Below are 20,501 nucleotides of genomic sequence, written 5' to 3'. Positions count from 1 at the left end.
ACATCGTGTCACGCAGCAGAATTCGGGATATACGAGGTGGCGCGCGGACGGTCGCGCTCGGTGTGTGCGTGGTACTCGCGGCCACCGGATGCGGCTGGCAGGGAGTGAATTCGCTGCCGTTGCCCGGTGCGCCCGGCCGCGATGCCGACGCGACCGTCATCGAGGTCGAGATGGCGAATATCGGTACCCTGGTGGCGAATTCACCGGTCCTCATCGATGACGTCGTGGTCGGCAGTGTCAGCACCATCGCTCTGCGCGGCTGGCACGCCGTCGTGGAGGTCTCGGTGGATTCCGATACCGTCGTCCCCGCCAATGTGGTCGCCTCCATCGGGCAGACCAGCCTGCTCGGCTCGAGCCATCTGGCGCTGAACACCCCACCGGGCGCCGCGCCGAGCGGACGTCTGGCCTCCGGCGCGACGGTCCCACTGAACAGGACCTCCACCTACCCGTCGACCGAACAGACCCTCGCGTCGGTATCGGTCGTGGTGAACGGCGGCGGGCTCGGCCAGATCGGCGACATCATCGACGATCTCAACGACGCGTTCGCGGGGCGCCAGGAACAGATCGGCGCACTGCTCACCCGGCTCGACACCTTCGTGGGCGCGCTCGACGCCCAACGCGGGGAGATCGTCGCCTCCATCCACGCGCTCAATCGCCTGGCGGGCACCTTCGCCACGCAACGCGATGTGCTCACCGAAACCCTGCGCACCCTGCCCGCCGCGCTGGACGTCCTGCTCGAAGAGCAGCCGAACATCACACTCGCCCTGGACAAATTGCGGACGCTGAGCAATACGGCCGGTTCCGTGATCACCGAGGTGCAGTCCGATCTGGTGACGAATCTGCGCAATCTCGAACCGACGCTGCGTTCGATCGCCGATGTCGGCCCGAAACTCGATGCCGCGCTGGCCTACGCGACGGTCTACCCCTACGGGCAGAAGACCATCGACCGGGCGGCGCGCGGCGATTACCTCAACCTGCACGCGACCGTCGACCTCACGATCCCCCGGTTGCAGCGCGAACTGCTGATGGGCACCCCGTGGGGTGATCCGACAGCGGTCATCCAGGCCGCCGTCGGCGATCCCGGCTACGCCCGCCAGACCACGAACCCGCTCGGCGTCGGCATCACCCCCGATCCCGAGCCGCCGACCGGCGGAGGCCGCTGATGCTGCTCTCACGTTTCGTCCGAACCCAATTGGTGCTCTTCTCGATCCTGTCGGTCATCGGACTCGTCGTCATGGCCACGGTGTACATGCGCCTGCCCACACTGTTCGGGGTCGGTACCATCGACGTCACGGTGAATCTCACCGACACCGGCGGGCTGTACCGGTTCGGCAATGTGACCTATCGCGGTGTGCAGGTCGGCAAGGTGACCTCGGTCGAACTGACCCCGGACGGGGTCCGCGCCCGCCTGGCCATCGATGGGGGACAACGGATTCCGGCCGATCTGGAGGCCGAGGTGCGCAGTGTGTCCGCGGTCGGCGAACAGTATGTCGACCTGCGTCCGCGGACCGACTCCCCGCCGTATCTGCACGACGGTTCGGTCATCGACTCCGCCGACACCGCCGTGCCGCAACCGGTGGGTCCGATGCTGGACAGTCTCAGCGCCCTGGTCGCCACCATTCCGCGCGAACAGCTGCACGCGCTGCTGGACGAATTGTTCAAGGGCGTCAACGGCGCGGGCTACGACCTGAATTCACTGCTCACCTCGGCGCAGGTGCTGTCGTCGGACCTCAACGGGGTGGGTGACAAGGCGCGGGCCTTCCTCGAGGATGCCGCGCCACTGCTCGACAGCCAGGCGCGCACCGCCGACGCCATCCGGATCTGGACGAGGAGTCTGGCCGGGGTCACCGGCCAGGTCGTCGCGAACGATCCGCAGATCCGCACCCTGCTCGACACCGGCCCCGGTTTCGCCAGGGAGGCGACGGACCTACTCGATTCGGTGAAACTGACGCTGCCGATCCTGCTCGCCAACCTGACCAGTGTCGGCTCGCTCGCGGTCACCTATCACGCGGGACTCGAGCAAGTGCTCGTTCTGCTGCCGCCGTCGATCTCGATGATCCAGGCGGTGCAACCGTCCAACAACGCGTCGGGTCTCGGACTCGGAACCTTCCGTCTCGGCGGGCTGTCCGATCCACCCGCGTGCACGGTCGGCTTCCTCCCGCCGTCCTCGTGGCGCTCACCCGCCGAGGTCGACACCATCGACACCCCGGAGGACCTGTACTGCAAATTGCCGCAGGATTCCCAGATCGCGGTGCGCGGCGCGCGCAATATCCCCTGTGCGGCTGTCCCAGGTAAACGCGCCGCGACGGCCGCCATGTGCAACAGCGACGAGCAATTCGTGCCGCTGGCGACCGATCAACCGCTGCTCGGCCCGTATCCGACCGACCCGAATCTCGAATCCCAGGGTGTCCCACCCGATTCCCGCCGCGTGCCCGCCGAGAACCAGCCCGCGCCGCCCGCCGCTCCCGCGATCCCGGGGCTGTCGATTCCGGGCCTGACCAGTCCGAGTGCGGACACCGGCCGCCCGGCGACGCGGGAGCCGACAATCGGTGTCGCGCAGTACGATCCGCGCACCGGCAACTACCTCTCGCCGGACGGTTCGATGCACCAGCAGACCGACCTCGTCTCGGGCCCGACCCGGGCGTGGACGGATATGCTGCCGCACTGACGGATTCGGTGCCACGCATCACCCGCCGCCTGCCGCTCACCGAATTCGCCACCGCCATGACGCTGTTGGGCGAACACGAGCCTGGCTGTGGTGAGTTCGGCCGCGCGGGCGGTAGCGTCCGAAACGTCCACCGACGACGCGTGGCCGACTCACCCGGCGGCTACGGGCGTGTCGACGCGGGAGGGTCGACTGTCAACTCGGCCGCGACGCGGTCACGGTGCGCCGCGCCGCGCCGGGATCACCCGGCTGCTGGTAGCTGCGGGCGACGAGCGCGGCGCGCAGATACCACAGGCCCGCTGCCTCCGAGGGATCGAACCCGGTCAGGTGCCCGATGCGCTTGAGTCGGTAGTCCACGGTATTGGTGTGCACGTGCAGGGCACGGGCGGTGCGCTGGCGATTGAGATTGTTGCTGATGTGACGTTGCAGGGTCTCGAACAGATCCGGATGCTCGTCGAGCGGGGAGAGGATGGTGCGCAGGCGTTCCAGGCCGGGGCCGGGGCGGGTGAGCTGGTATTCCAGGGCCAGATCGTCGAAGCGGTACAGCCCGCGCACACACCGCAACCGCTGCACCATGTCCAGCAGTTCGTGCGCCTGGTCGGTGGCCGCGGGAACGCGTGCCGTGACCGCGTCGACCAGCGTCGCCGCGATCGGCACCTGGGCGCTGCGCGAGAGTTGTTCGATCAGATGGTCGAGAGCTTCCCCGCTGATCAGGCCGGTCGGCAGCAGGATGGTACCGCCGTCGACGCTGAGCAGCGACAGTGCGCTGTCGCCGCAGCGTTTGGCGAGTTCGGCCTGCACCCGACGCAATTTGCGGCGGGCGACGACCTTGCCGTCGAGCCGGGCGTCGGCCTCCTCCGGATGCGGGGGAATCGACACGGCCAGGACGGAATACGAGGCCGCGATCTCGATTCCGCATTCCCTGGCCATCGTCGAGGTGGCATGTCCGCCGAGCAGCGCCGAGGTGAGGGTGTGCGCGGCGGTGTGGTGCTCGCCGACCACCGCGCGTAGCTCGCGGACATAGGCGTGCGAGACGGTGGAGGTGATGATGTCGAGAATTTCCAGCAGCCGCCGTCCGACGGATTTGAGGCTGTCGAAATCGGCCGCGGTGGCATCGGCGAGGATCAGATCGAAACCCAGTTTGAATCCCTCGTGCACCGCGTGATGGATGGTGTCGATCGGAATACCCTCGCGCGCCCAGCCTTCCGCGCCGATTCGCAACTGCTGGGTCTTCTCCGGGATATCGCTGCCGTCGAGCATGCTGACCGCGAGTTCGAGGCAGGTGCGGGTGATGGTCGTGATATCACCGTTGATCGCCTCGCCCGGTAACGTCCGGCACGGGGCGACGTTCTCGATGAAGTGGCCCACCATCTTTCGGGAAAGCGCGCGGACATCCTTCAGTGACGAAGTGACCGGCTGGCCCGAAACAGTCAAGTCCGGCTGGGCTGTACTGGCGATGGTCATCGTGAACTCCCTTTCGTCCCCGCACCCGGCGAAGCACATCACGGTAGCGCGCTCGCGGCGCCGATCGCGTGGGCGCGAAACGGTTTCTGAGATCTGTCGAAGCGTGACCGAGCTCACCTGTGATCGTTCACAGCGTCGATGGTGTATTCGTGAATCCGCCACGGTGAGCTGGACAAACGTCCGAGTTTCGAGCGGCGTTGTGCTACGGGGCGATCTCGGCGGCCGCTGCGGCGTCGACGAGAACGAGCGCGAGTTCGATTCCGGCCTTGAGGATCGAATCGGCGTCACGCCCCGGCACCGGGCAGCGCTCGGTGGCGTCGGGAACGTCCACCCCGCTTCCGCATTCCTCCTGCGGGCCCATGCGCATGCCACTCCTCGTCGTGACGTTTCTCCGAGTATCGACGGTACGTGCCGCCGCCGTGGCGTTCGACCCCGTCGCCGCGTTTCATTGAGAGAACGAACCACGGTCGCCCAGGATTGTGAATCCTCCCTATTGCGTTCGCCGTCGCGCGCCGTCGCCGATCCGGGCGTTCCGGCCCGGCGCACCGCGCCCGCGTGTTTCCATTTTCATAGAACAGGTTCCAACGGGAGGTCGCGAATGGCCGCACCCTCGATCCCTCCGGGTTTCGATTTCACCGACCCCGATCTGTGGGCGAAACGCAGGCCCGCGGCGGAATTCGCCGAATTGCGGCGCACCGCGCCGATCTGGTGGAACGCCCAGCCCGACGGCGTGAGCGGTTTCGACGACGGAGGCTACTGGGTGGTCACCAAACTCGCCGATATCAAGGAGATCTCCCGGCGACCGGAGGTGTTCTCCTCGGCGGTCAACTCCGCGATCATCCGGTACCAGCCCGAGATCACCCGCGCGCAGATCGATATGCAGCGCCTGGTCATGCTGAATATGGATCCGCCGGAGCACACCCACAATCGCCGTATCGTTTCGAAGGGTTTCACCCCGCGCGCCGTGGAGAGTCTGCGCGCCGCGCTCACCGAACAAGCCGCGAGAATCGCGCACGAGGCGCGACGGTCCGGCGGCGGCGATTTCGTCGAACTCGTCGCCTCCGAACTTCCGCTGCACGCCATCGCGGAACTGCTCGGCGTGCCGGAGCAGGACCGCAAGAAGCTGTTCGCCTGGTCGAATCAGATGATCGGCGCCGACGACCCGGAATTCGCCGCCGACAGCCACACCGCGCAACTCGAATTGAGCGGTTACGCCTGGAATATGGCCGAGGAGCGTCGCCGCTGTCCGGCCGACGATATCGTCACCGCGCTGGTGCACGCCGATATCGACGGTGAACATCTCGGCTCCGACGAATTCGCCCTCTTCGTCATCCTGCTCGCGGTCGCGGGCAACGAGACCACCCGCAACTCCATCACGCACGGGATGAAGGCGTTCCTCGATCATCCGGACCAGTGGGAACTCTACAAACAGCGGCGCCCGCGCACCGCACCCGACGAGATCGTCCGATGGGCCACCCCGGTCGCCGCGTTCCAGCGCACCGCCACCCGCGACACCGTGCTGTCCGGGGTGCCGATCGCGCGGGGTCAGCGCGTCGGCATGTTCTACAGCTCGGCCAATTTCGACGAGGACGCGTTCGTCGACCCCTTCACCTTCGACATCCTGCGAAACCCCAACCCGCACGTCGGTTTCGGCGGCGCGGGCACACACTACTGTCTCGGCGCGAATCTGGCCCGCCTCGAGATAGACCTGATGTTCGACGCGATCGCCGACGCCATGCCCCGCATCACCCAGGCCGCCGAGCCCGAACACCTCCGTTCGGGCTGGATCAACGGCATCAAACACTGGCAGGTCCGGTTCGACTGAACCGCTCGCCGGAGCACTACTCCGCGAAATTCGTACACTCGAACTCATGACCCCGCGGACGCACGTGACCGTCCTGCCGCCGAGCCTGGTCGAGATGGCCACCAGGCACGTGCGGTCCGCCGTGCTGAGCGGAGCACTCGAGCCGGGGGAGCGGATCATCGAGGAGACGCTGTGCGCCCGGCTCGGGATCAGCCGGGCTCCGGTGCGCGAAGCGCTGCGACTGCTCGCGCAGGAAGGTCTCGTCGAACATCTGCCGCGCCGTGGTTTCCGGGTGCTCGTGTGGTCGGCCACCGACATCCTGCAACTGTTCGAACTGCGCAGAGTCCTGGAACGTCACGCCATCGAGAGCGCGCTGCCGCTGCCCGCGCACGGTGACCCCTTCGGCGCGGTGCGCACGGCACTCGACGAGATGCGTGCCGCCGACGTCTCCGACGACACCCTCGAACGCGACAACGCGCACCGCCGCTTCCATCTCGAGGTCGTCGCCCTGGCGGGAAATCATCAGCTGAATCTGGCCTACGCGCCGGTCCTGCTGAAATTGCAACTGCCGATGGCACGCAACCTGCGCGAGGAAGCCCGCGTCGCCTCCCGCCGCAACGGCATCCGACGGCACGCCGAACTGCTCGAATCGCTGGAATCCAACGATCCCGACATCGCCTGCGCCGCCCTCCAGCGCCATGGCGAACTGACGTATCTGAACCTGGACATCTGCTGAAGGGCCGATGGATCCCGCGTGGCCACCGCGCCCGTTGTCCTGCGGCTCGCGGACCGTGTCGGTGGGCACCGGTAGCCTGCTGCTCGTGCCGTATACCGCTCCCGTCGATGTCCTGCTCCTGCTCGCGCGCCGCGGGGAGGTGCTGCTCGCCCGTCGGCAGAACACCGGGTATTCGGACGGAATGTGGAACCTACCGAGCGGCAAACTCGAGGACGGCGAAGACGTCGTCGCGGCCATGATCCGCGAGTCCGACGAGGAGATAGGGCTCCGGCTCGAACGCGAGGACCTCCGCGTGGTCTCGACGGTGCACTGGCGGACACCGGAGGGCGGCGGCCGGGTCGGGTTCTTCTTCACCGCGGACCGCTGGGACGGTGAGCCCGAGAATCGCGAACCGCACAAGTGCTCGGACCTGCGATGGTTCCCCCTCGACAGACTGCCCGCCGAGACCGTTCCCTATACCGCCGCGGGCATCGACCTGTACCGGCGCGGTGAGAATTTCGGTGTGCCCGGATGGGAAACCGCGATCCGCTGACGCTGCCCGTCCACCCGGGCCGACGTCGCCGCACGAGAATCGGCATTGCCGTCATGCGATTCTTGTGACGTGGACTCGGACGCGGCGGAACTCCTCGACATCCTCGAACAGGTACTGGCCCACGTTCGGTCCGGTCCCCAGGATCTGGTCTGGCAGTCGCGCTACGAGGACGAGGCCGAACTCGTCGCCGATCTCACCGAACAGTGCCAGCGGATCCGCCGGGGCGATCGGATTCGCCTGCGCTACCTGAGAACTCTGTTCCTCGCCACCGGCCCCCTGTGCGAGATCGCCGCGAGCAGCGGATGGCTGGAATCGTTCACGGCTCTCGGCGCGCGATTCGACCGGGTCGCGGAAGGCGGCCGACCTCGCTGAGGAGTCCGCGAGCCGGCGGTCGGCGTTGGTGACTCGGCCCGGTGTGCCGGAGAGAACGCCCCTCCCTTTCGTCATCGACCCTTCGCGGTCGGCCCGCTGATCGAATCCGGCATGGACGCGGCGCTTACGCGCGCGGTGGTACGCCCCTCGATATCTGCTAACACAGCGGATACATTCGGAGACCATCGGCTTCACACATTCTGTCGACAATCGACAGATGCTGAATCCCGGGCCTACGGTGGCGGAGATCCTCGCGTCGCACGAAAGTGGCAGTGGCGCACCGACCAGCACCGCGGCGCGTGTCGCGGATGCGATCGCGGCGCGCGGTGACGACGGCACCTGGATCACCCCGGTGCCGCGCGAACAGTTGGTGGCGGCGGCCGCCGCGATCGAATGCAGGCCGGGCGCGCGCACCCTGCCGCTGTACGGAGTTCCGTTCGGAGTGAAGGACAGTATCGACGTCGCCGGCTGGCCGACGACGCTCGCGTGTCCCGATTTCTCCTACATCGCCACCGAGACCGCCCCCGCGGTGCAGCGACTGCTCGACGCGGGCGCGCTGTTCGTCGGCAAGACCAATCTGGACCAGTTCGCGACCGGATTGAACGGCACGCGGACGCCGTATCCCGTTCCGCGCAGCGTCTTCGGCGGCGACCTGATCTCCGGCGGCTCGAGTTCAGGCTCCGCGCTGGCCGTCGCGCTCGGACAGGTGCCGTTCTGCGTCGCCACCGACACCGCCGGGTCGGGCCGGGTTCCCGCCGCGCTCAACGGCATCGTCGGCTGGAAACCCTCACGGGGACTGATCAGCACGGTCGGGCTCGTCCCCGCCTGCAAGTCACTGGACTGCCTGACGCTGATGGCCTCGCGGATCGAGGATCTGGATCGGGTGTTCGAGGTCATCGCCGCGCCCGATCCGGACGACCCGTGGAGCCGCGCGCGCGGCCCCCGCTACCGCGGTGAGCGCATCCGCATGGGGTTGCCGCCGGAATCGGAACTGGAATTCTTCGGCGACGACGCCTTCCGGGTCGCGCACCTCGGTATCCGCGAACGCCTCGGCAGACGCGGATTCGACACCACAACCACGACACTGCGACCGTTCCTGGACGCGGGCGAACTGCTGTACCAGGGACCGTGGGTCGCCGAACGGCTGGTGGAATTCGGCGACTTCCTCGCCGAGAAGCCGGAGTCGATCCTTCCGGTGATCCGCGAGATCTTCACCAGCGGTTATCAATTCAACGCCGTCGATGTCTTCCGCGCCCAACAGCGACTCCAGGAGTTGCGCGCAGTGGTCGGACGGATGTGGGCCGAGATCGACGTCGTCGTGGTGCCCACCCTCGGCACCACCTTCACCGTCGATCAGGTCGAGGCCGATCCCATCCGCACCAATACGATGCTCGGCCACTACACCCACTTCGGCAATCTGCTCGACCTCACCGCCGTCGCGGTGCCGATGGGAACGGCCGCCGACGGCCGCCCGGTCTCGGCGATGGTCTTCGGCCCGGCGCAGTCCGACGACACCGTGCTCGCCGCGGCCGCCCGGATGCTCGACGAGCCGCGCCCGGTCGAGGCGCACATGGATGTCCGGCTCGCACAGAAAGAACGAAGATGACCGCACCCCAGCACATTCCGGCGACACCGACCCCCTTCTCCTTCGATCCGAGCACCACCGCCCTACTCGTGATCGATATGCAACGCGACTTCCTGCTACCCGGCGGATTCGGCGAAAGTCTCGGCAACGATGTGGAACTGCTGCGCAGTGTGATCGACCCGCTGGCCCGGCTGATGACGGCGGCACGGTCGGCGAACATCCCGGTGATCCACACCCGCGAAGGTCATCTGCCCGACCTGTCCGACTGCCCGCCCGCGAAACTCCGTCGCGGCAACCCCTCCCAGCGCATCGGTGATCCGGGACAGTTCGGGCGCATCCTGGTACGCGGCGAGTACGGACACGACATCGTCGACGAACTGGCCCCGCTGCCCGACGAGGTCGTCATCGACAAACCCGGCAAGGGCGCGTTCTACGCCACCGAACTCGGCGCGGTACTGGCGCGGAACTCCATCGAATCGCTGCTGGTCACCGGTGTCACCACCGAGGTGTGCGTGCACACGACCGTGCGCGAGGCCAACGATCGCGGCTACGAATGCCTGGTCGTCTCCGATTGCGTCGGTTCGTATTTCCCGGAATTCCAGCGCGTCGGACTGGACATGATCGCCGCCCAGGGCGGCATCTTCGGATGGGTCGCCGATTCGGCGACCGTCATCGACGCACTCGCCTCATCGACCCCAGCGCATACCTCCGCGTAGCGAAAACGACAGCATAAGGAAAGCCGATGTCCGTCGATACGAAACTCCCCGACGAATCCAGTTCCGTCGCCAAACTGTCGCTACCGTGGTGGACTCGAGGGGATACGAACGCCTTCTTCGGGCTCTCGTTCAATATCCTCGTCAATGTCCTGACCCTCACCACGCTGTCCATCGCGGTGGTGAAGATCCCCAGCGGTGACGTACTCGGCACGGTACTGCCCGCGCTCGGCGTCGCCCTGGTCCTGGGCAACCTGTACTACATGCTGCTGGCGCGCAGGCTGGCCAGGCGCGAGAACCGCGACACCGTCACGGCGCTGCCGTACGGGCCGAGCGTCCCGCACATGTTCATCGTCGTCTTCGTGGTGATGCTGCCGATCTACCTGAAGACCAACGACGCGTTCCAGGCCTGGTCCGCCGGTTTGGCGTGGGCGTTCATGATCGGCGTGATCGTGATGATCGGCGCGTTCGTCGGCCCGTTCATCCGCAAGATCACCCCGCGCGCCGCGATGCTCGGCACCCTGGCCGGTATTTCCATCACCTTCATCGCGATGCGGCCCGCCGCCCAGATGTGGGAGGCGGCCTGGATCGGGCTCCCGGTGCTGGCGATCATCCTGATCGGCTTCTTCACCGACGCCAAGCTGCCGGGCAATATCCCGGTCGGACTCGTCGCACTGCTCGTCGGCACGGCCATCGGCTGGATCGGCGGCTACATGTCGGCTCCCGATGTGTCCGAAGCCGCGCGTGATATCGCGCTCGGCCTGCCGGATCTGCGCTTCGACCTGCTGTTCGACGGTTTGAGCAATCTCGCGCCGCTACTGGCCACGGCGATTCCGCTCGGTGTCTACAACTTCACCGAAGCCATGAGCAATGTGGAGAGCGCCGCCGCGGCCGGGGACAACTACAACCTGCGCAGCGTCCTGCTCGCCGACGGCCTCGGCGCCATCATCGGCTCCGGATTCGGCTCGCCCTTCCCGCCCGCCGTGTACATCGGGCACCCCGGCTGGAAGGACGCGGGCGGGCGCACCGGATACTCGCTCGCCAGCGGCGCCGCCATCGGATTGATGTGTTTCCTCGGCCTTTTCGGTGTCCTGTCCACCATCCTGCCGATTCCGGCCATCGTGCCGATCCTGCTGTACATCGGTCTGCTGATCGGCGCCCAGGCCTTCCAGGCGGTGCCACGGCTGCACGCGGTCGCGGTGGTCGCGGCCCTGCTGCCCAACCTCGCGGAATGGGCGGTCGGACAGATCGACAACGCGTTGAGCGCGGCGGGAACCTCGGCCGACAAGATCGGCTCGGACGCGCTCGGTCAGGCCGGTGTCGTCTACGACGGTCTCAAGACACTGGGTTCGGGCGCGGTCCTCGCGGGCCTGGTCCTCGGCGCGATCGTCACCTTCGTCCTGGACAAACGGTTCGTCGCGGCGGCGATCGGCTCGGCCGTCGGCGCTGCGCTCAGCTGGATCGGACTCATCCACGCGCACGAAGTCGATTGGGCGGCAGCGCCACAGGTCGCCCTGGGCTACCTGTTCTTCGGCCTGGTGTGCCTGGCCTACTCGTTCCTGCCGAGCGCGAAGAAGGCGCCACCGGCGGAACCGGAGGAGAAGGCCGAACCGGAGGTCGCGACGACGACCTAGTGAACGACATGAGCGCCGCCGCATCCGGTTCGGGTGCGGCGGCGCTCACGTGTGGTCACCAGGTGCGCTGATCGTCTCCGTCGTCGTCGGCCCGGTCGGCGGCGTGCGCGTGTTCGCCACAGGAGCGATCGATATCGCGGCCGATGCGGGCGTGCGCGTCGCTGAGCGCGTCACCGAGGGCGGTCGCGTGTTTCTGCGCGTCGCGGAACCGGTGCGCGGTCCACACCGCGTCGATGCCGTTGAGTGTGCCCTCGGTGGCGCATTCCTGTGCCCACCGGTCGAGCAGCCAGTACAGTCGCCGCTGTTCGTAGGCCATTTCGGTGAGGGCGCAGACGAATTCGTAGCGCCTGTCCAGATCGGCCGAGTCCAGCTGGCCCGAATGTTCCACCGCGTCGGTGAGATAGCGCCCGACGGTGCCCATGAGTTCGATGGCCTGCGCGACCCGGGTGGGCGGATACGACCAGCCCTGGTCGGTGAAATAGCCCATCGCTTCCTTGGTCGCCGCCGCACACGCCAGATCCTCGGCCGTCGGTTGCCGCGCAACGTCACTGGTCATGTCGGCACTGTAGGGGTCCGATTCGCGCGCCGGGGTCGATGACTCGCCGGGGAGCCGTGCGCGGTTCGCCGCGTCGCCGCTGCTGCCGTCGCCGCGCATATATCAGCTGGCCTGTCGCGCGGGAACGGCCCAGAACTCCGTGACAGCAGGCAATTCCATGGTGTCGGCGAAGGGGTCGGCGCGTAGCCGGGCGATGAATTCGTCAATCGACGCGTATCCGGCGCGGGCGATACTCGCCAGCAATTGCTCGGCCGGGGTGCATTCCTCGATACCGCTCATGGTGGTCCTTCGATCAGAATCTACGCCGCAACGGTCTTGTGCTGGTCAGGTGGGGTCGGGTGAAGCCTGAACCCGTGAACCCCACCTGACCTACTCAGCGATGACGGGTGCGTTGGGGGCTTCGCTACCCATCCTGCAACCCCGGGGTTACCGAGGTGAACCCACCGTATGCCACAAGCTTGCTCTCGCGGGCCGGTTCGGGCGAAGTACACGATCTCGTAATCTGTCCGCGACAGACCTCGCAGGGCGCCGACCGGTCGGTTCGCGACGGCGCGCGCGGCACGCGGGTAGCGCCGACGGCGGCCACGCTGCTGTTATCGTCGTCGCTTGTCGGATGACAGCTACCTCTGGGCATACGACGCTCGATCGGAACGCGCCCGATTTCGCCCCCGTTGTCCCGCGGAGGTTCGATGAGCACGCCAGATCTGATCTTCACCGGTGGTCCCGTCATCACCGTCGATCCCGACCGTCCCGTGGCGAGCGCCGTCGCGGTGACCGGCGATCGCATCACCGCGGTCGGCGGCGAGGAGGTGCTGGCGACCCGCGGTTCGGGTACCGAGGTCGTCGACCTGCGCGGGCACTGCCTCATGCCGGGGTTCGTCGAAGCGCACACCCACCCGACGCAGGACCAGATGCTGTACTCCGACACCGTGATCGACATCCGACCGGTCACCACCTGCCCGACCGCCGACGAGGCGCACGCCACGATCACGCGCACGGTGGCGAACGCGCCCGCCGGTCGTCCGCTGATCTTCTACGGCGTGGATGTCCTGTTGCAGACCGGGTTTCCGGAACCGACACGGGAATGGCTGGACGAACTCGGACCCGATCGGCCGATCATCGTGTGGCAGAACTCCGGTCACCTCGCCTGGGCCAATTCGGCGGCGCTCACCCTGGCCGGCCTCGACGCCGACACCCCCGATCCGGTGGGCGGATCGTTCGAACGCGACCCGCACGGCAGACCGACCGGCAAGGTCTACGAGGCGCCCGCCGTTCTCGCCGTGGTCGCCCCGATCCTGGCCGGGGAACTGACGGGCCCGCAACTGCTCGCCCGTCAGCACGCCGATCTGGCGGCGCGCGGGGTCACCCTGTGCAGCGATATGGCGTTCTCCGACCAGATGCGCCCGCTCACCGCCGAGCTGTACCGGCAGGGCCTGGCGAAGGTGCGCATGCGCGTGTACGAGATGTCGAGCGTCGACGGCGTGACCTACTGTCCGCTGAGCAACGGCGACGATATGTTCCGTCAGGTCGGCATCAAACTGTGGGTGGACGGGTCGCCGTGGATCGGCAATATCGACATCTCCTTCCCGTACCTGAACACCCCGGCGACCGCCGCGCTCGGACTCGGACACGATCATCGCGGACATTCCAATTACACCGAGGAACAACTGTTCTCGATCGTGCGCGCCTACTATCCGCTCGGCTGGCAGATGGCGTGTCATGTCCACGGCGACAACGGCGTCGACATGATCCTCGATGTCTACGACGAGGTACTCGGGCAGTATCCGAGGTCCGATCACCGTATGCGACTGGAACACTGCGGCGCGATGACGAGCGCGCAGTTCGAACGCGCGGCACGGCTCGGGATCACGTGCAGCCTTTTCGTCGACCACCTCTACTACTGGGGCGACGTCCTGGTCGACGATCTGTTCGGCCCCGAGCACGGCGCGCACTGGGTGCGCGCCAGATCGGCGCTGGACGCGGGCATGCGGATCTCGTTCCACAACGACAGTCCGGTGACCGAGGAGGAGCCGATGCGCAATATCGCCGCGGCCGTCACCAGGACGTCGCGCTCCGGGCGCGTTCTCGCCCCCGAGGAGCGCATCTCCATCGACCAGGCGTTGCGCGCCCAGACCATCGACGCCGCCTACCAGCTCTTCGCCGACGACATCACCGGTTCTCTCACGCCCGGCAAGTACGCCGATCTCGTTGTCCTCGAACATGATCCGCGTGTGGTACCGGCCGAGGACCTGGCCGATGTCGCGGTGCTCGGCACCTATCTGAACGGTGTGCGGACCTTCTCGGGCTGAATCCGCCGTCGGGGACTCAGTACGGAGTCGCCCGGCTCGACCACTGCGCGGCCAGCTCCCCGGCCCGTGCGGTGGGGAAGGAGATCCTGGCCGGATCGCCGTCGGAGGTGTAGCGCCGCTCCGGGGTCTCGGCGAGCCGATCCAGCCAATACGCGGAATCGAAATCGACCTCGCCCCGCCCGGATCTGATCCGAGGCACCGCGATCGGGTCCACCGGTCCGAACGGGGACGGCGCGGGCCCGGCACCGACCAGCATCACGGCCTCGAACGAGTACGAGGTCCCCGCCCAGCTGCCCTGCCTGGCCAGGGACCGATCGGCGGGAGCGAGACCGAACGGCAGCGCCATGGTGCGCACCCGGACACCGGAAACCTCGATGGCACGGACGTTCTCGGCCAGTTCACGCTGCACGCCGTCACCGTCCAGGCGGGCCAGCGCGGCGTGACCGGCGGTGTGCGCGCCGATCTCGTAGCCGTGCGCCGCGAGCCAGGTCAACGCGGGAGCGCCGAGGGTGAACGGGTCGTCGTTGACGTAGAGGGTCGCGGTCGGGCCGAAATCGGGACGGCTCGCGCCGAATTCCTCGAGAATGCCGATCGCGCATTCCGGCGTCGGCCGCCCGTCCGGTGTGAAGGCGAATTGGCTGACGGTGGAATCGTCGAAGGTGAGAACAACCGGGTGGGTACCCGCGGGAATATCGATGCGACCGGAAATGTAATCGGCGGCGGTCACCGGGCGATAGCCTTCCCGGTACAGCCGGTCGAGTTCGGCGCGGAATTCCTCGGGGGTCTGATCGTATTCGCCCGCCGGATTCGCGCTCACCTGGTGGTACATCAGGATCGGCACCGCGCCCAACTCGTTCGCGGCGACCCCGGCCGGGTCGACGAACGTCGGCGTGGGTTCGGCGACCGTCGTCGAGACCTGTTGTTCGGGAGCGGATTCGGGAGTGGGCGCGGTCGCGCATCCGGCGACCGCCGCGACCAGCAGCGACATCAGGATGGGTCGTATTCCGGGGACCGTTCGCACCGCCATCGGGGTGACGGTACCCGCCGGATGAATTTCGTTCGCGGGATATACGCGAAAACCACGACGCGACCGAATATGCCGGGGATAGTGGGAACACTCGGTACGAAAGTTGGTGTGGGCGTTGTTGGAAAGTGTCCGGCAGCCGGGCCGTCGGCGGCTGGTGTCGGTGGCGGTCGCGGTCGTGTCCTCGGTGGTGATCGCCTCGGTGATAGTCGGAATGAGAACCGAACCCGACGGGCTCACGGTGACCGGTCTGCCGGAAGGGATCGTCGGGGCCGCGCAGCTGAACGCCCTGGAATTCCGGGTGGACACGCGAGGACACGACGCGAAGGAACTGCGTCTGGAACTCGACGGTGCCCCGGTCGCGGGCACGGTCGACGGCGATGCCGTCGTCTTCCGCCCCGGCCCGCTCGCCGACGGGGAACACCGGCTCAGCGCGGAGATCCCGCGTGGCGGACCGTCCGGGTGGTTGCGCGCGGGCCCCGGTTTCGACGAGACCTTCACCGTCGACACCGCCGCTCCCCAGGTGGAACTGGCCCCGACCGCGCCCGTGCGTTCCTATCGGGAGCCGGTTTCGGTGCGCGGCAGGATCATCGGCGCGCAGCGTGCCTCGATCGGGTCCGAACCGGTACCGCTCGCCCCCGACGGCACATTCGACATCACCCTGTCGCGCGCGCCGGTGCGCGCGGAGCTGGTCGCGCTGGACGCGGCGGGTAATTCGACCACCGTTCCCCTCGCCGCCGCGGCCGCGGTTCCCCGGATCAGGGCCGTGCACGTCACGGCGCACGCCTGGTCACACGAAGGGCTGCGCGAGGATGTCCTCGAACTGGCGCGGTCCGGGCGCATCGACACCGTCCAACTCGACATCAAGGACGAGGACGGCGTGGTCGGCTACGACTCCCAGGTGCCGCTGGCACGGGAATCCGGTGCCGTCGAGGCGATCTACGACGCGCCGTCGGCCCTGCGCGTGCTGCACGACATGGGCCTGCGCGTGGTGGGCCGGATCGTCGCGTTCAGGGATCCGGCCGTCGCCGAATGGGCGTGGCACGCGGGCCGACCGGACTGGGTGATCCAGAATCCGGGCGGGCAGCCGTACTCGAGCAAGTACGGCCCGATCGCCTTCACCAATTTCGCGCATCCCGAGATCCGCCGCTACAACATCGCTCTCGCGGTCGAAGCGGCGCGGCTGGGCTTCGACGAGATCATGTACGACTACATCCGACGCCCGGACGGCCCGGAATCGTCGATGGTATTCCCCGGCGCCACGGTCGACGCCGCCGTCTCCATCGCGGATTTCCTGGGGGAGAGCCGCGGCCCGGTGCACGACGCGGGCGCCTTCCAGAGCGCGGCGGTCTTCGGCATCGCCTCGACCCGGCCGCAGCAGATCGCCCAGGACATCCCCATGATGGCGCGGCACGTGGATTACGTCGCGCCGATGCTGTACCCGTCGCATTGGAACGCGGGGGAGTACGGCGTCGCCGACCCGAACGGACAGCCCTACGACATCATCGTCCGATCACTCGACGACTTCCGCAGGCAGACCGAGGGAACCGGCGCGAAAGTCGTTCCGTGGCTCCAGGATTTCAGTCTCGGGGTGAACTACGGACCCGCCGAGGTCCGCGCTCAGATCGACGCCTGCGCCGCCGCGGGTATCGACAGCTACTTCCTGTGGAGCCCGAACGTCCGCTACCACCTCTAGCGACTCGCGGCGCGAATTCTCCACCGGGTAAACGAGAAGCGCCGCGATCGCGTCGGCCCAGTAGCGCAGTGTCGTCGCCTCCGCTCGCGCGGAGTCGCGCAGCGGACGCGCCGCCGCCGTTCCGCGCAGCACCGCCACGGTCAGGTCGCGCACCTGGGGGTAGCGGGGATGGGTGACGATATCGGGGCCGAAGAGGTCGTCGATGACGCGGTACAGGTCGCGCCCGGCCCGGCGTTCGGCAGCGCGGAGCAGCGCGGCGAGCGCGGAATCACCGCGCGCCGCCGCCCACAGTTCGAATTCGGCCGTGGCGGCGGGGCCGGTCATCGCCTCGTACAGCGCGGTCAGGGTTCGCGCGATCGGGTCGCCGGGGTGGTCCCCACGTAGTGCTACCGCGCGCACGACCGCTTCGTTGCGTTCCACCAGGTGTGCGACGAGGGCACGGAGCAATTCGTCCAGGGTGGGGAAGTGGTGCAGCAATGCGCCACGGGTGACCCCGGCCGTCCGCTGAACCGCGAGGGTGGACAGCGCCGCGTATCCGCGCTCGATCAGCAGCGTCGTCGCGGCGTCGAGGATGCGCGCCCGCGTCGCTCGTTTCTGTTCGTCCCGCTTACCCGTCATCGGTTCCCTCGGTCGTAGCGTCCCGAGAATTTCACAGTCAATATTGACTGTCAAATGATCGTGGACGAGACTTCGACCCGTCGAATATTCCCCCGCCGAGTCCGGGCACGAGAGGAAAACCAGTGACAGACAACCGATTCCAGGCGGGCTCCCGCCCCGCGGCGTGGTACGAGAACTGGACCGAGACACCGGATTCGCGCTGGCACGACCGCGCGCGGGCGGAATCGGAACGCACCTACCCGACTCTCACCTACGAGGTCGACGGCAGGATCGCGCGCATCACCTTCGACCGGCCCGAGCAGGGCAACGCGATCACCCCGGACACACCACGCGACCTGGCGCACGCGGTGGAACGGGCCGATCTGGATCCGCGCGTGCATGTCATCCTGCTGTCGGGGCGCGGCAAGGGCTTCTGTGGCGGCTATGACCTGAGCATGTTCGCGGAGAACTCCTTCCAGGTTGCCGACCCCGCCGACGATGTCACCGGAACCGTGGTCGATCCCGTCGTGCAGGGCCGCAATCACGATCCCGCCGCGACCTGGGATCCGATGGTCGACTACGCCATGATGAGCCGGTTCAACCGCGGTTTCGCCAGTCTGCTGCGCGCCGACAAACCGACGGTGGCGAAACTGCACGGTTTCGCCGTCGCGGGCGGCAGCGATATCGCCCTGTTCGCCGACCAGATCATCTGCGCCGACGATACGAAGATCGGTTACCCGCCGACCCGCGTGTGGGGTATCCCGGCGGCCGGGATGTGGGCGCATCGCCTCGGTGATCAGCGTGCCAAGCGGCTGCTGTTCACCGGTGACTGCCTCACCGGCAAGCAGGCCGTGGAATGGGGTCTCGCCGTCGAGTCCTGGCCCGCCGACGAACTCGACGAACGCACCGAAGCGCTGGTCGCGCGCATCGCGCGGATGCCGGTCAACCAGCTCATGATGGCGAAACTCGCGCTCAACTCGGCCCTCTACTCCCAGGGCGTGCTCAATTCCGGCATGATCTCGACCGTCTTCGACGGCATCTCCCGCCACACCTCGGAGGGCTACGCCTTTCAGACGCGGGCGGCCACCGTCGGTTTCCGCGAGGCCGTGCGCGAACGCGACGAACCGTTCGGAGATCAGAAACGTTCCCGGTCGTGAGCGTGGTCGGCGTTCACATATCTCCTCGATATCGCGATATACGTCGGTAGGCTCGCCTGACCGGTCGCCGACGTGAGGCGACGCGCGTCCCCGGTCGAATCGGATCGATCACACGAATGTGAGAAGCAGGACGGATGGATATTCACGAGGTTGCGGGTTCGGGCATCGGCGAGCAGCGCGAATTGCTGGACAGCGGCGCCGTCTCGGTGACCGAACTCGTCGAGGCGACACTCGAGCGGATCGACAGGGCGAGCGAACTCGGCGCCTTCATCCGGGTACTGCGCGAACAGGCGCGGGCCGAAGCGGCGGCCCGCGACCGGCAGCGCGTCGACGGTACGGAACTCGGTCCGCTGCACGGTATTCCGGTTGCCGTGAAGGACGAGATCGATGTGGCCGGGGTGGTCACGACATTCGGCACCCGGGCCAATCGCACACCGGCCGCTGCCGATGCCGAGATGGTACGGCGACTGCGCGCGGCCGGGGCCGTCATCATCGGCAAGACCGCGATGCCGGAATTCGGCCAGTGGCCCTTCACCGAGTCCAGCACCTACGGGATCACCCGCAATCCGTGGGATCCGACCCGTTCGACGGGCGGTTCGAGTGGTGGGTCGGCGGCCGCGGTGGCCGCGGGGCTGGTCCCGGTCGCCCTCGGCGGCGACGGCGGCGGTTCGATCCGGATTCCGGCCGCCTGCTGCGGCCTGTTCGGGCTGAAACCGCAGCGCGGCCGGGTGCCGGTCGCCCCGCACGAGCACCTGTGGTGGGCGCTCGGTGTGGCGGGACCGTTGACGAGGAGTGTGCTCGATTCCGCGATCGTCTACGACGTCATCCGCGGCGGCGCCCCCGCCGACCGGTTCAGCGCCCCCGACCCGATCATGTCGTTCGAGGAGGCCGCGCGCCGAACCGACCGGGTGCTGCGCATCGGATACAGCACGCGCTCGCCGGTGCCGATGGTGAAACTCGATCCGGAGCACCGGCGTGCGGTGGAGGAGACGGCCGCGCTGCTGGCCGGGCTCGGTCACACCGTCTTCGAGGTCGACCCCGACTATCCCGATCCGACGCCCGCGTTCTTCCCACAGTTCTTCGGCGGTGTGCGCGCCGAGGCCGAGTCGGTCGAGTACCCGGAGCTGCTCGAACGACGTACCAGGGAGACCCTGCGACTCGGGGCCTGGGCGCGGCGCGGTGTGGTGGAACGGGCGATACGCAAGGGCGAGGCGCTCACCCGCAAGGTCGACCGGCTCTTCGACGAATGCGATCTGCTGCTGACCCCCACGCTCGCGATCCGCCCGCCCGCGGTCGGTGTGCTCGACGGTCTCGGCAGCGTCCGCGCCCAGCTCGCCGCGATTCCGATGGTCGCCTACACCGGTTTGTGGAACGTCACCGGCAATCCCGCCGCCTCGGTGCCCACCGGGGTCGCCGCCGACGGGCTGCCGCTGTCGGTTCAGCTGATCGGACCGGCCAACGGTGAGACCACGATCCTCTCGGCGGCGGCGCAGCTGGAGCGGGAACGTCCGCAGGCGCGTGCGCCGTACCGGATTCCCGGCTGAATTCGAGGACGAATGCCCTGGTGGGGGCCTCGCGCGCGGGCGGATGCCGCCGAACCGGACAACCCTGCGCAAACAGTGATGTGCGTCACGTCGTCTCGGTAGCCTGATCCCAC

The 20,501-nt window shown here is 67.7% G+C and carries 18 protein-coding genes and 1 pseudogene; 13 read left to right on the top strand and 6 right to left on the bottom strand.

Annotated elements, in window-relative coordinates; genetic code table 11:
* Window positions 1-5 precede the first annotated feature (5 nt).
* Both JZ792_RS02310 and JZ792_RS02305 read left to right on the top strand, forming a co-directional pair.
* Complete coding sequence (locus tag JZ792_RS02310; RefSeq protein WP_308165113.1) at window positions 6-1,163, top strand: MCE family protein; 1,158 nt, start codon at window positions 6-8, stop codon at window positions 1,161-1,163.
* Window positions 1,163-2,668: an MCE family protein gene (locus JZ792_RS02305; RefSeq protein ID WP_216906324.1), complete on the top strand. Its 1,506-nt coding sequence runs from the start codon at window positions 1,163-1,165 to the stop codon at window positions 2,666-2,668. The genes JZ792_RS02310 and JZ792_RS02305 overlap by 1 nt, the downstream gene beginning before the upstream one ends.
* 192 nt (window positions 2,669-2,860) lie before the next feature.
* On the opposite strand, the gene JZ792_RS02300 is transcribed toward JZ792_RS02305, so the two are convergent.
* Both JZ792_RS02300 and JZ792_RS02295 read right to left on the bottom strand, forming a co-directional pair.
* A complete protein-coding gene (locus tag JZ792_RS02300; protein ID WP_216906322.1) occupies window positions 2,861-4,129 on the bottom strand; it encodes a PucR family transcriptional regulator in 1,269 nt (422 codons plus the stop codon).
* A gap of 202 nt (window positions 4,130-4,331) precedes the next feature.
* A complete protein-coding gene (locus tag JZ792_RS02295; protein WP_216906320.1) occupies window positions 4,332-4,496 on the bottom strand; it encodes a hypothetical protein in 165 nt (54 codons plus the stop codon).
* 231 nt (window positions 4,497-4,727) lie between these two features.
* On the opposite strand from JZ792_RS02295, the gene JZ792_RS02290 reads away from it, so the two are divergent.
* From JZ792_RS02290 to JZ792_RS02260, 7 genes are all read left to right on the top strand, one after another.
* On the top strand, window positions 4,728-5,954 hold the full coding sequence (locus JZ792_RS02290; protein ID WP_216906317.1) for a cytochrome P450: 1,227 nt from the start codon (window positions 4,728-4,730) through the stop codon (window positions 5,952-5,954).
* Between the two features lie 46 nt (window positions 5,955-6,000).
* Entirely contained in the window at window positions 6,001-6,669 is a 669-nt protein-coding gene (locus JZ792_RS02285) for a GntR family transcriptional regulator (protein ID WP_216906314.1), read from the top strand.
* Between the two features lie 61 nt (window positions 6,670-6,730).
* The gene (locus tag JZ792_RS02280) at window positions 6,731-7,201 is read left to right on the top strand and encodes an NUDIX hydrolase (RefSeq protein WP_308165112.1); all 471 of its coding nucleotides are present in this window, start codon (window positions 6,731-6,733) and stop codon (window positions 7,199-7,201) included.
* Between the two features lie 69 nt (window positions 7,202-7,270).
* Window positions 7,271-7,573 (top strand): hypothetical protein, encoded by a 303-nt coding sequence (locus JZ792_RS02275; protein ID WP_216906308.1) that lies wholly within the window; start codon window positions 7,271-7,273, stop codon window positions 7,571-7,573.
* 217 nt (window positions 7,574-7,790) lie between these two features.
* Entirely contained in the window at window positions 7,791-9,179 is a 1,389-nt protein-coding gene (locus tag JZ792_RS02270; protein WP_216906305.1) for an allophanate hydrolase, read from the top strand.
* Window positions 9,176-9,874, top strand: coding sequence for a cysteine hydrolase family protein (locus tag JZ792_RS02265; protein WP_216906303.1), 699 nt, complete (start codon window positions 9,176-9,178; stop codon window positions 9,872-9,874). Before JZ792_RS02270 ends, JZ792_RS02265 begins: the two co-directional genes overlap by 4 nt.
* Before the next feature lie 26 nt (window positions 9,875-9,900).
* On the top strand, window positions 9,901-11,505 hold the full coding sequence (locus JZ792_RS02260; protein ID WP_216906301.1) for a SulP family inorganic anion transporter: 1,605 nt from the start codon (window positions 9,901-9,903) through the stop codon (window positions 11,503-11,505).
* A gap of 55 nt (window positions 11,506-11,560) precedes the next feature.
* Here JZ792_RS02260 and JZ792_RS02255 read toward each other — a convergent pair whose 3' ends face one another.
* A complete protein-coding gene (locus JZ792_RS02255) occupies window positions 11,561-12,061 on the bottom strand; it encodes a hypothetical protein (RefSeq protein WP_216906298.1) in 501 nt (166 codons plus the stop codon).
* 102 nt (window positions 12,062-12,163) lie between these two features.
* A complete protein-coding gene (locus JZ792_RS02250; protein WP_216906296.1) occupies window positions 12,164-12,340 on the bottom strand; it encodes a hypothetical protein in 177 nt (58 codons plus the stop codon).
* Between the two features lie 410 nt (window positions 12,341-12,750).
* On the opposite strand from JZ792_RS02250, the gene JZ792_RS02245 reads away from it, so the two are divergent.
* On the top strand, window positions 12,751-14,370 hold the full coding sequence (locus JZ792_RS02245) for an amidohydrolase (protein ID WP_216906293.1): 1,620 nt from the start codon (window positions 12,751-12,753) through the stop codon (window positions 14,368-14,370).
* A 16-nt stretch (window positions 14,371-14,386) separates the two neighbouring features.
* On the opposite strand, the gene JZ792_RS02240 is transcribed toward JZ792_RS02245, so the two are convergent.
* The gene (locus JZ792_RS02240) at window positions 14,387-15,397 is read right to left on the bottom strand and encodes a polysaccharide deacetylase family protein (RefSeq protein ID WP_254189177.1); all 1,011 of its coding nucleotides are present in this window, start codon (window positions 15,395-15,397) and stop codon (window positions 14,387-14,389) included.
* A gap of 115 nt (window positions 15,398-15,512) precedes the next feature.
* Here JZ792_RS02240 and JZ792_RS02235 point away from each other — a divergent pair, with 115 nt between their 5' ends.
* Window positions 15,513-17,090: a putative glycoside hydrolase gene (locus JZ792_RS02235; protein WP_254189176.1), complete on the top strand. Its 1,578-nt coding sequence runs from the start codon at window positions 15,513-15,515 to the stop codon at window positions 17,088-17,090.
* 444 nt (window positions 17,091-17,534) lie between these two features.
* Here JZ792_RS02235 and JZ792_RS41745 read toward each other — a convergent pair.
* Window positions 17,535-17,708: pseudogene (locus JZ792_RS41745) on the bottom strand (helix-turn-helix domain-containing protein); the annotation flags it as partial.
* Between the two features lie 122 nt (window positions 17,709-17,830).
* Between JZ792_RS41745 and JZ792_RS02225 the strand changes: the two are divergent.
* Both JZ792_RS02225 and JZ792_RS02220 read left to right on the top strand, forming a co-directional pair.
* On the top strand, window positions 17,831-18,844 hold the full coding sequence (locus JZ792_RS02225; RefSeq protein WP_216906291.1) for a crotonase/enoyl-CoA hydratase family protein: 1,014 nt from the start codon (window positions 17,831-17,833) through the stop codon (window positions 18,842-18,844).
* 134 nt (window positions 18,845-18,978) lie between these two features.
* Window positions 18,979-20,388, top strand: coding sequence for an amidase (locus JZ792_RS02220; RefSeq protein WP_216906289.1), 1,410 nt, complete (start codon window positions 18,979-18,981; stop codon window positions 20,386-20,388).
* Window positions 20,389-20,501: the final 113 nt, after the last annotated feature.

The sequence above is a fragment of the Nocardia noduli genome (assembly GCF_019038455.1).
In the GTDB taxonomy this organism is placed as follows: Bacteria; Actinomycetota; Actinomycetes; order Mycobacteriales; family Mycobacteriaceae; genus Nocardia; species Nocardia noduli.
This window is presented reverse-complemented; position numbering and strand designations above follow the sequence as displayed.

Coding starts and splice junctions, on each gene's coding strand:
- JZ792_RS02240 (WP_254189177.1), bottom strand. CDS start 15,397: ATGGCGGTGCGAACGGTCCCCGGAATACGACCCATCCTGATGTCGCTG.
- JZ792_RS02270 (WP_216906305.1), top strand. CDS start 7,791: ATGCTGAATCCCGGGCCTACGGTGGCGGAGATCCTCGCGTCGCACGAA.
- JZ792_RS02305 (WP_216906324.1), top strand. CDS start 1,163: ATGCTGCTCTCACGTTTCGTCCGAACCCAATTGGTGCTCTTCTCGATC.
- JZ792_RS02285 (WP_216906314.1), top strand. CDS start 6,001: ATGACCCCGCGGACGCACGTGACCGTCCTGCCGCCGAGCCTGGTCGAG.
- JZ792_RS02300 (WP_216906322.1), bottom strand. CDS start 4,129: ATGACCATCGCCAGTACAGCCCAGCCGGACTTGACTGTTTCGGGCCAG.
- JZ792_RS02250 (WP_216906296.1), bottom strand. CDS start 12,340: ATGAGCGGTATCGAGGAATGCACCCCGGCCGAGCAATTGCTGGCGAGT.
- JZ792_RS02260 (WP_216906301.1), top strand. CDS start 9,901: ATGTCCGTCGATACGAAACTCCCCGACGAATCCAGTTCCGTCGCCAAA.
- JZ792_RS02220 (WP_216906289.1), top strand. CDS start 18,979: ATGGATATTCACGAGGTTGCGGGTTCGGGCATCGGCGAGCAGCGCGAA.
- JZ792_RS02245 (WP_216906293.1), top strand. CDS start 12,751: ATGAGCACGCCAGATCTGATCTTCACCGGTGGTCCCGTCATCACCGTC.
- JZ792_RS02255 (WP_216906298.1), bottom strand. CDS start 12,061: ATGACCAGTGACGTTGCGCGGCAACCGACGGCCGAGGATCTGGCGTGT.
- JZ792_RS02290 (WP_216906317.1), top strand. CDS start 4,728: ATGGCCGCACCCTCGATCCCTCCGGGTTTCGATTTCACCGACCCCGAT.
- JZ792_RS02295 (WP_216906320.1), bottom strand. CDS start 4,496: ATGCGCATGGGCCCGCAGGAGGAATGCGGAAGCGGGGTGGACGTTCCC.
- JZ792_RS02265 (WP_216906303.1), top strand. CDS start 9,176: ATGACCGCACCCCAGCACATTCCGGCGACACCGACCCCCTTCTCCTTC.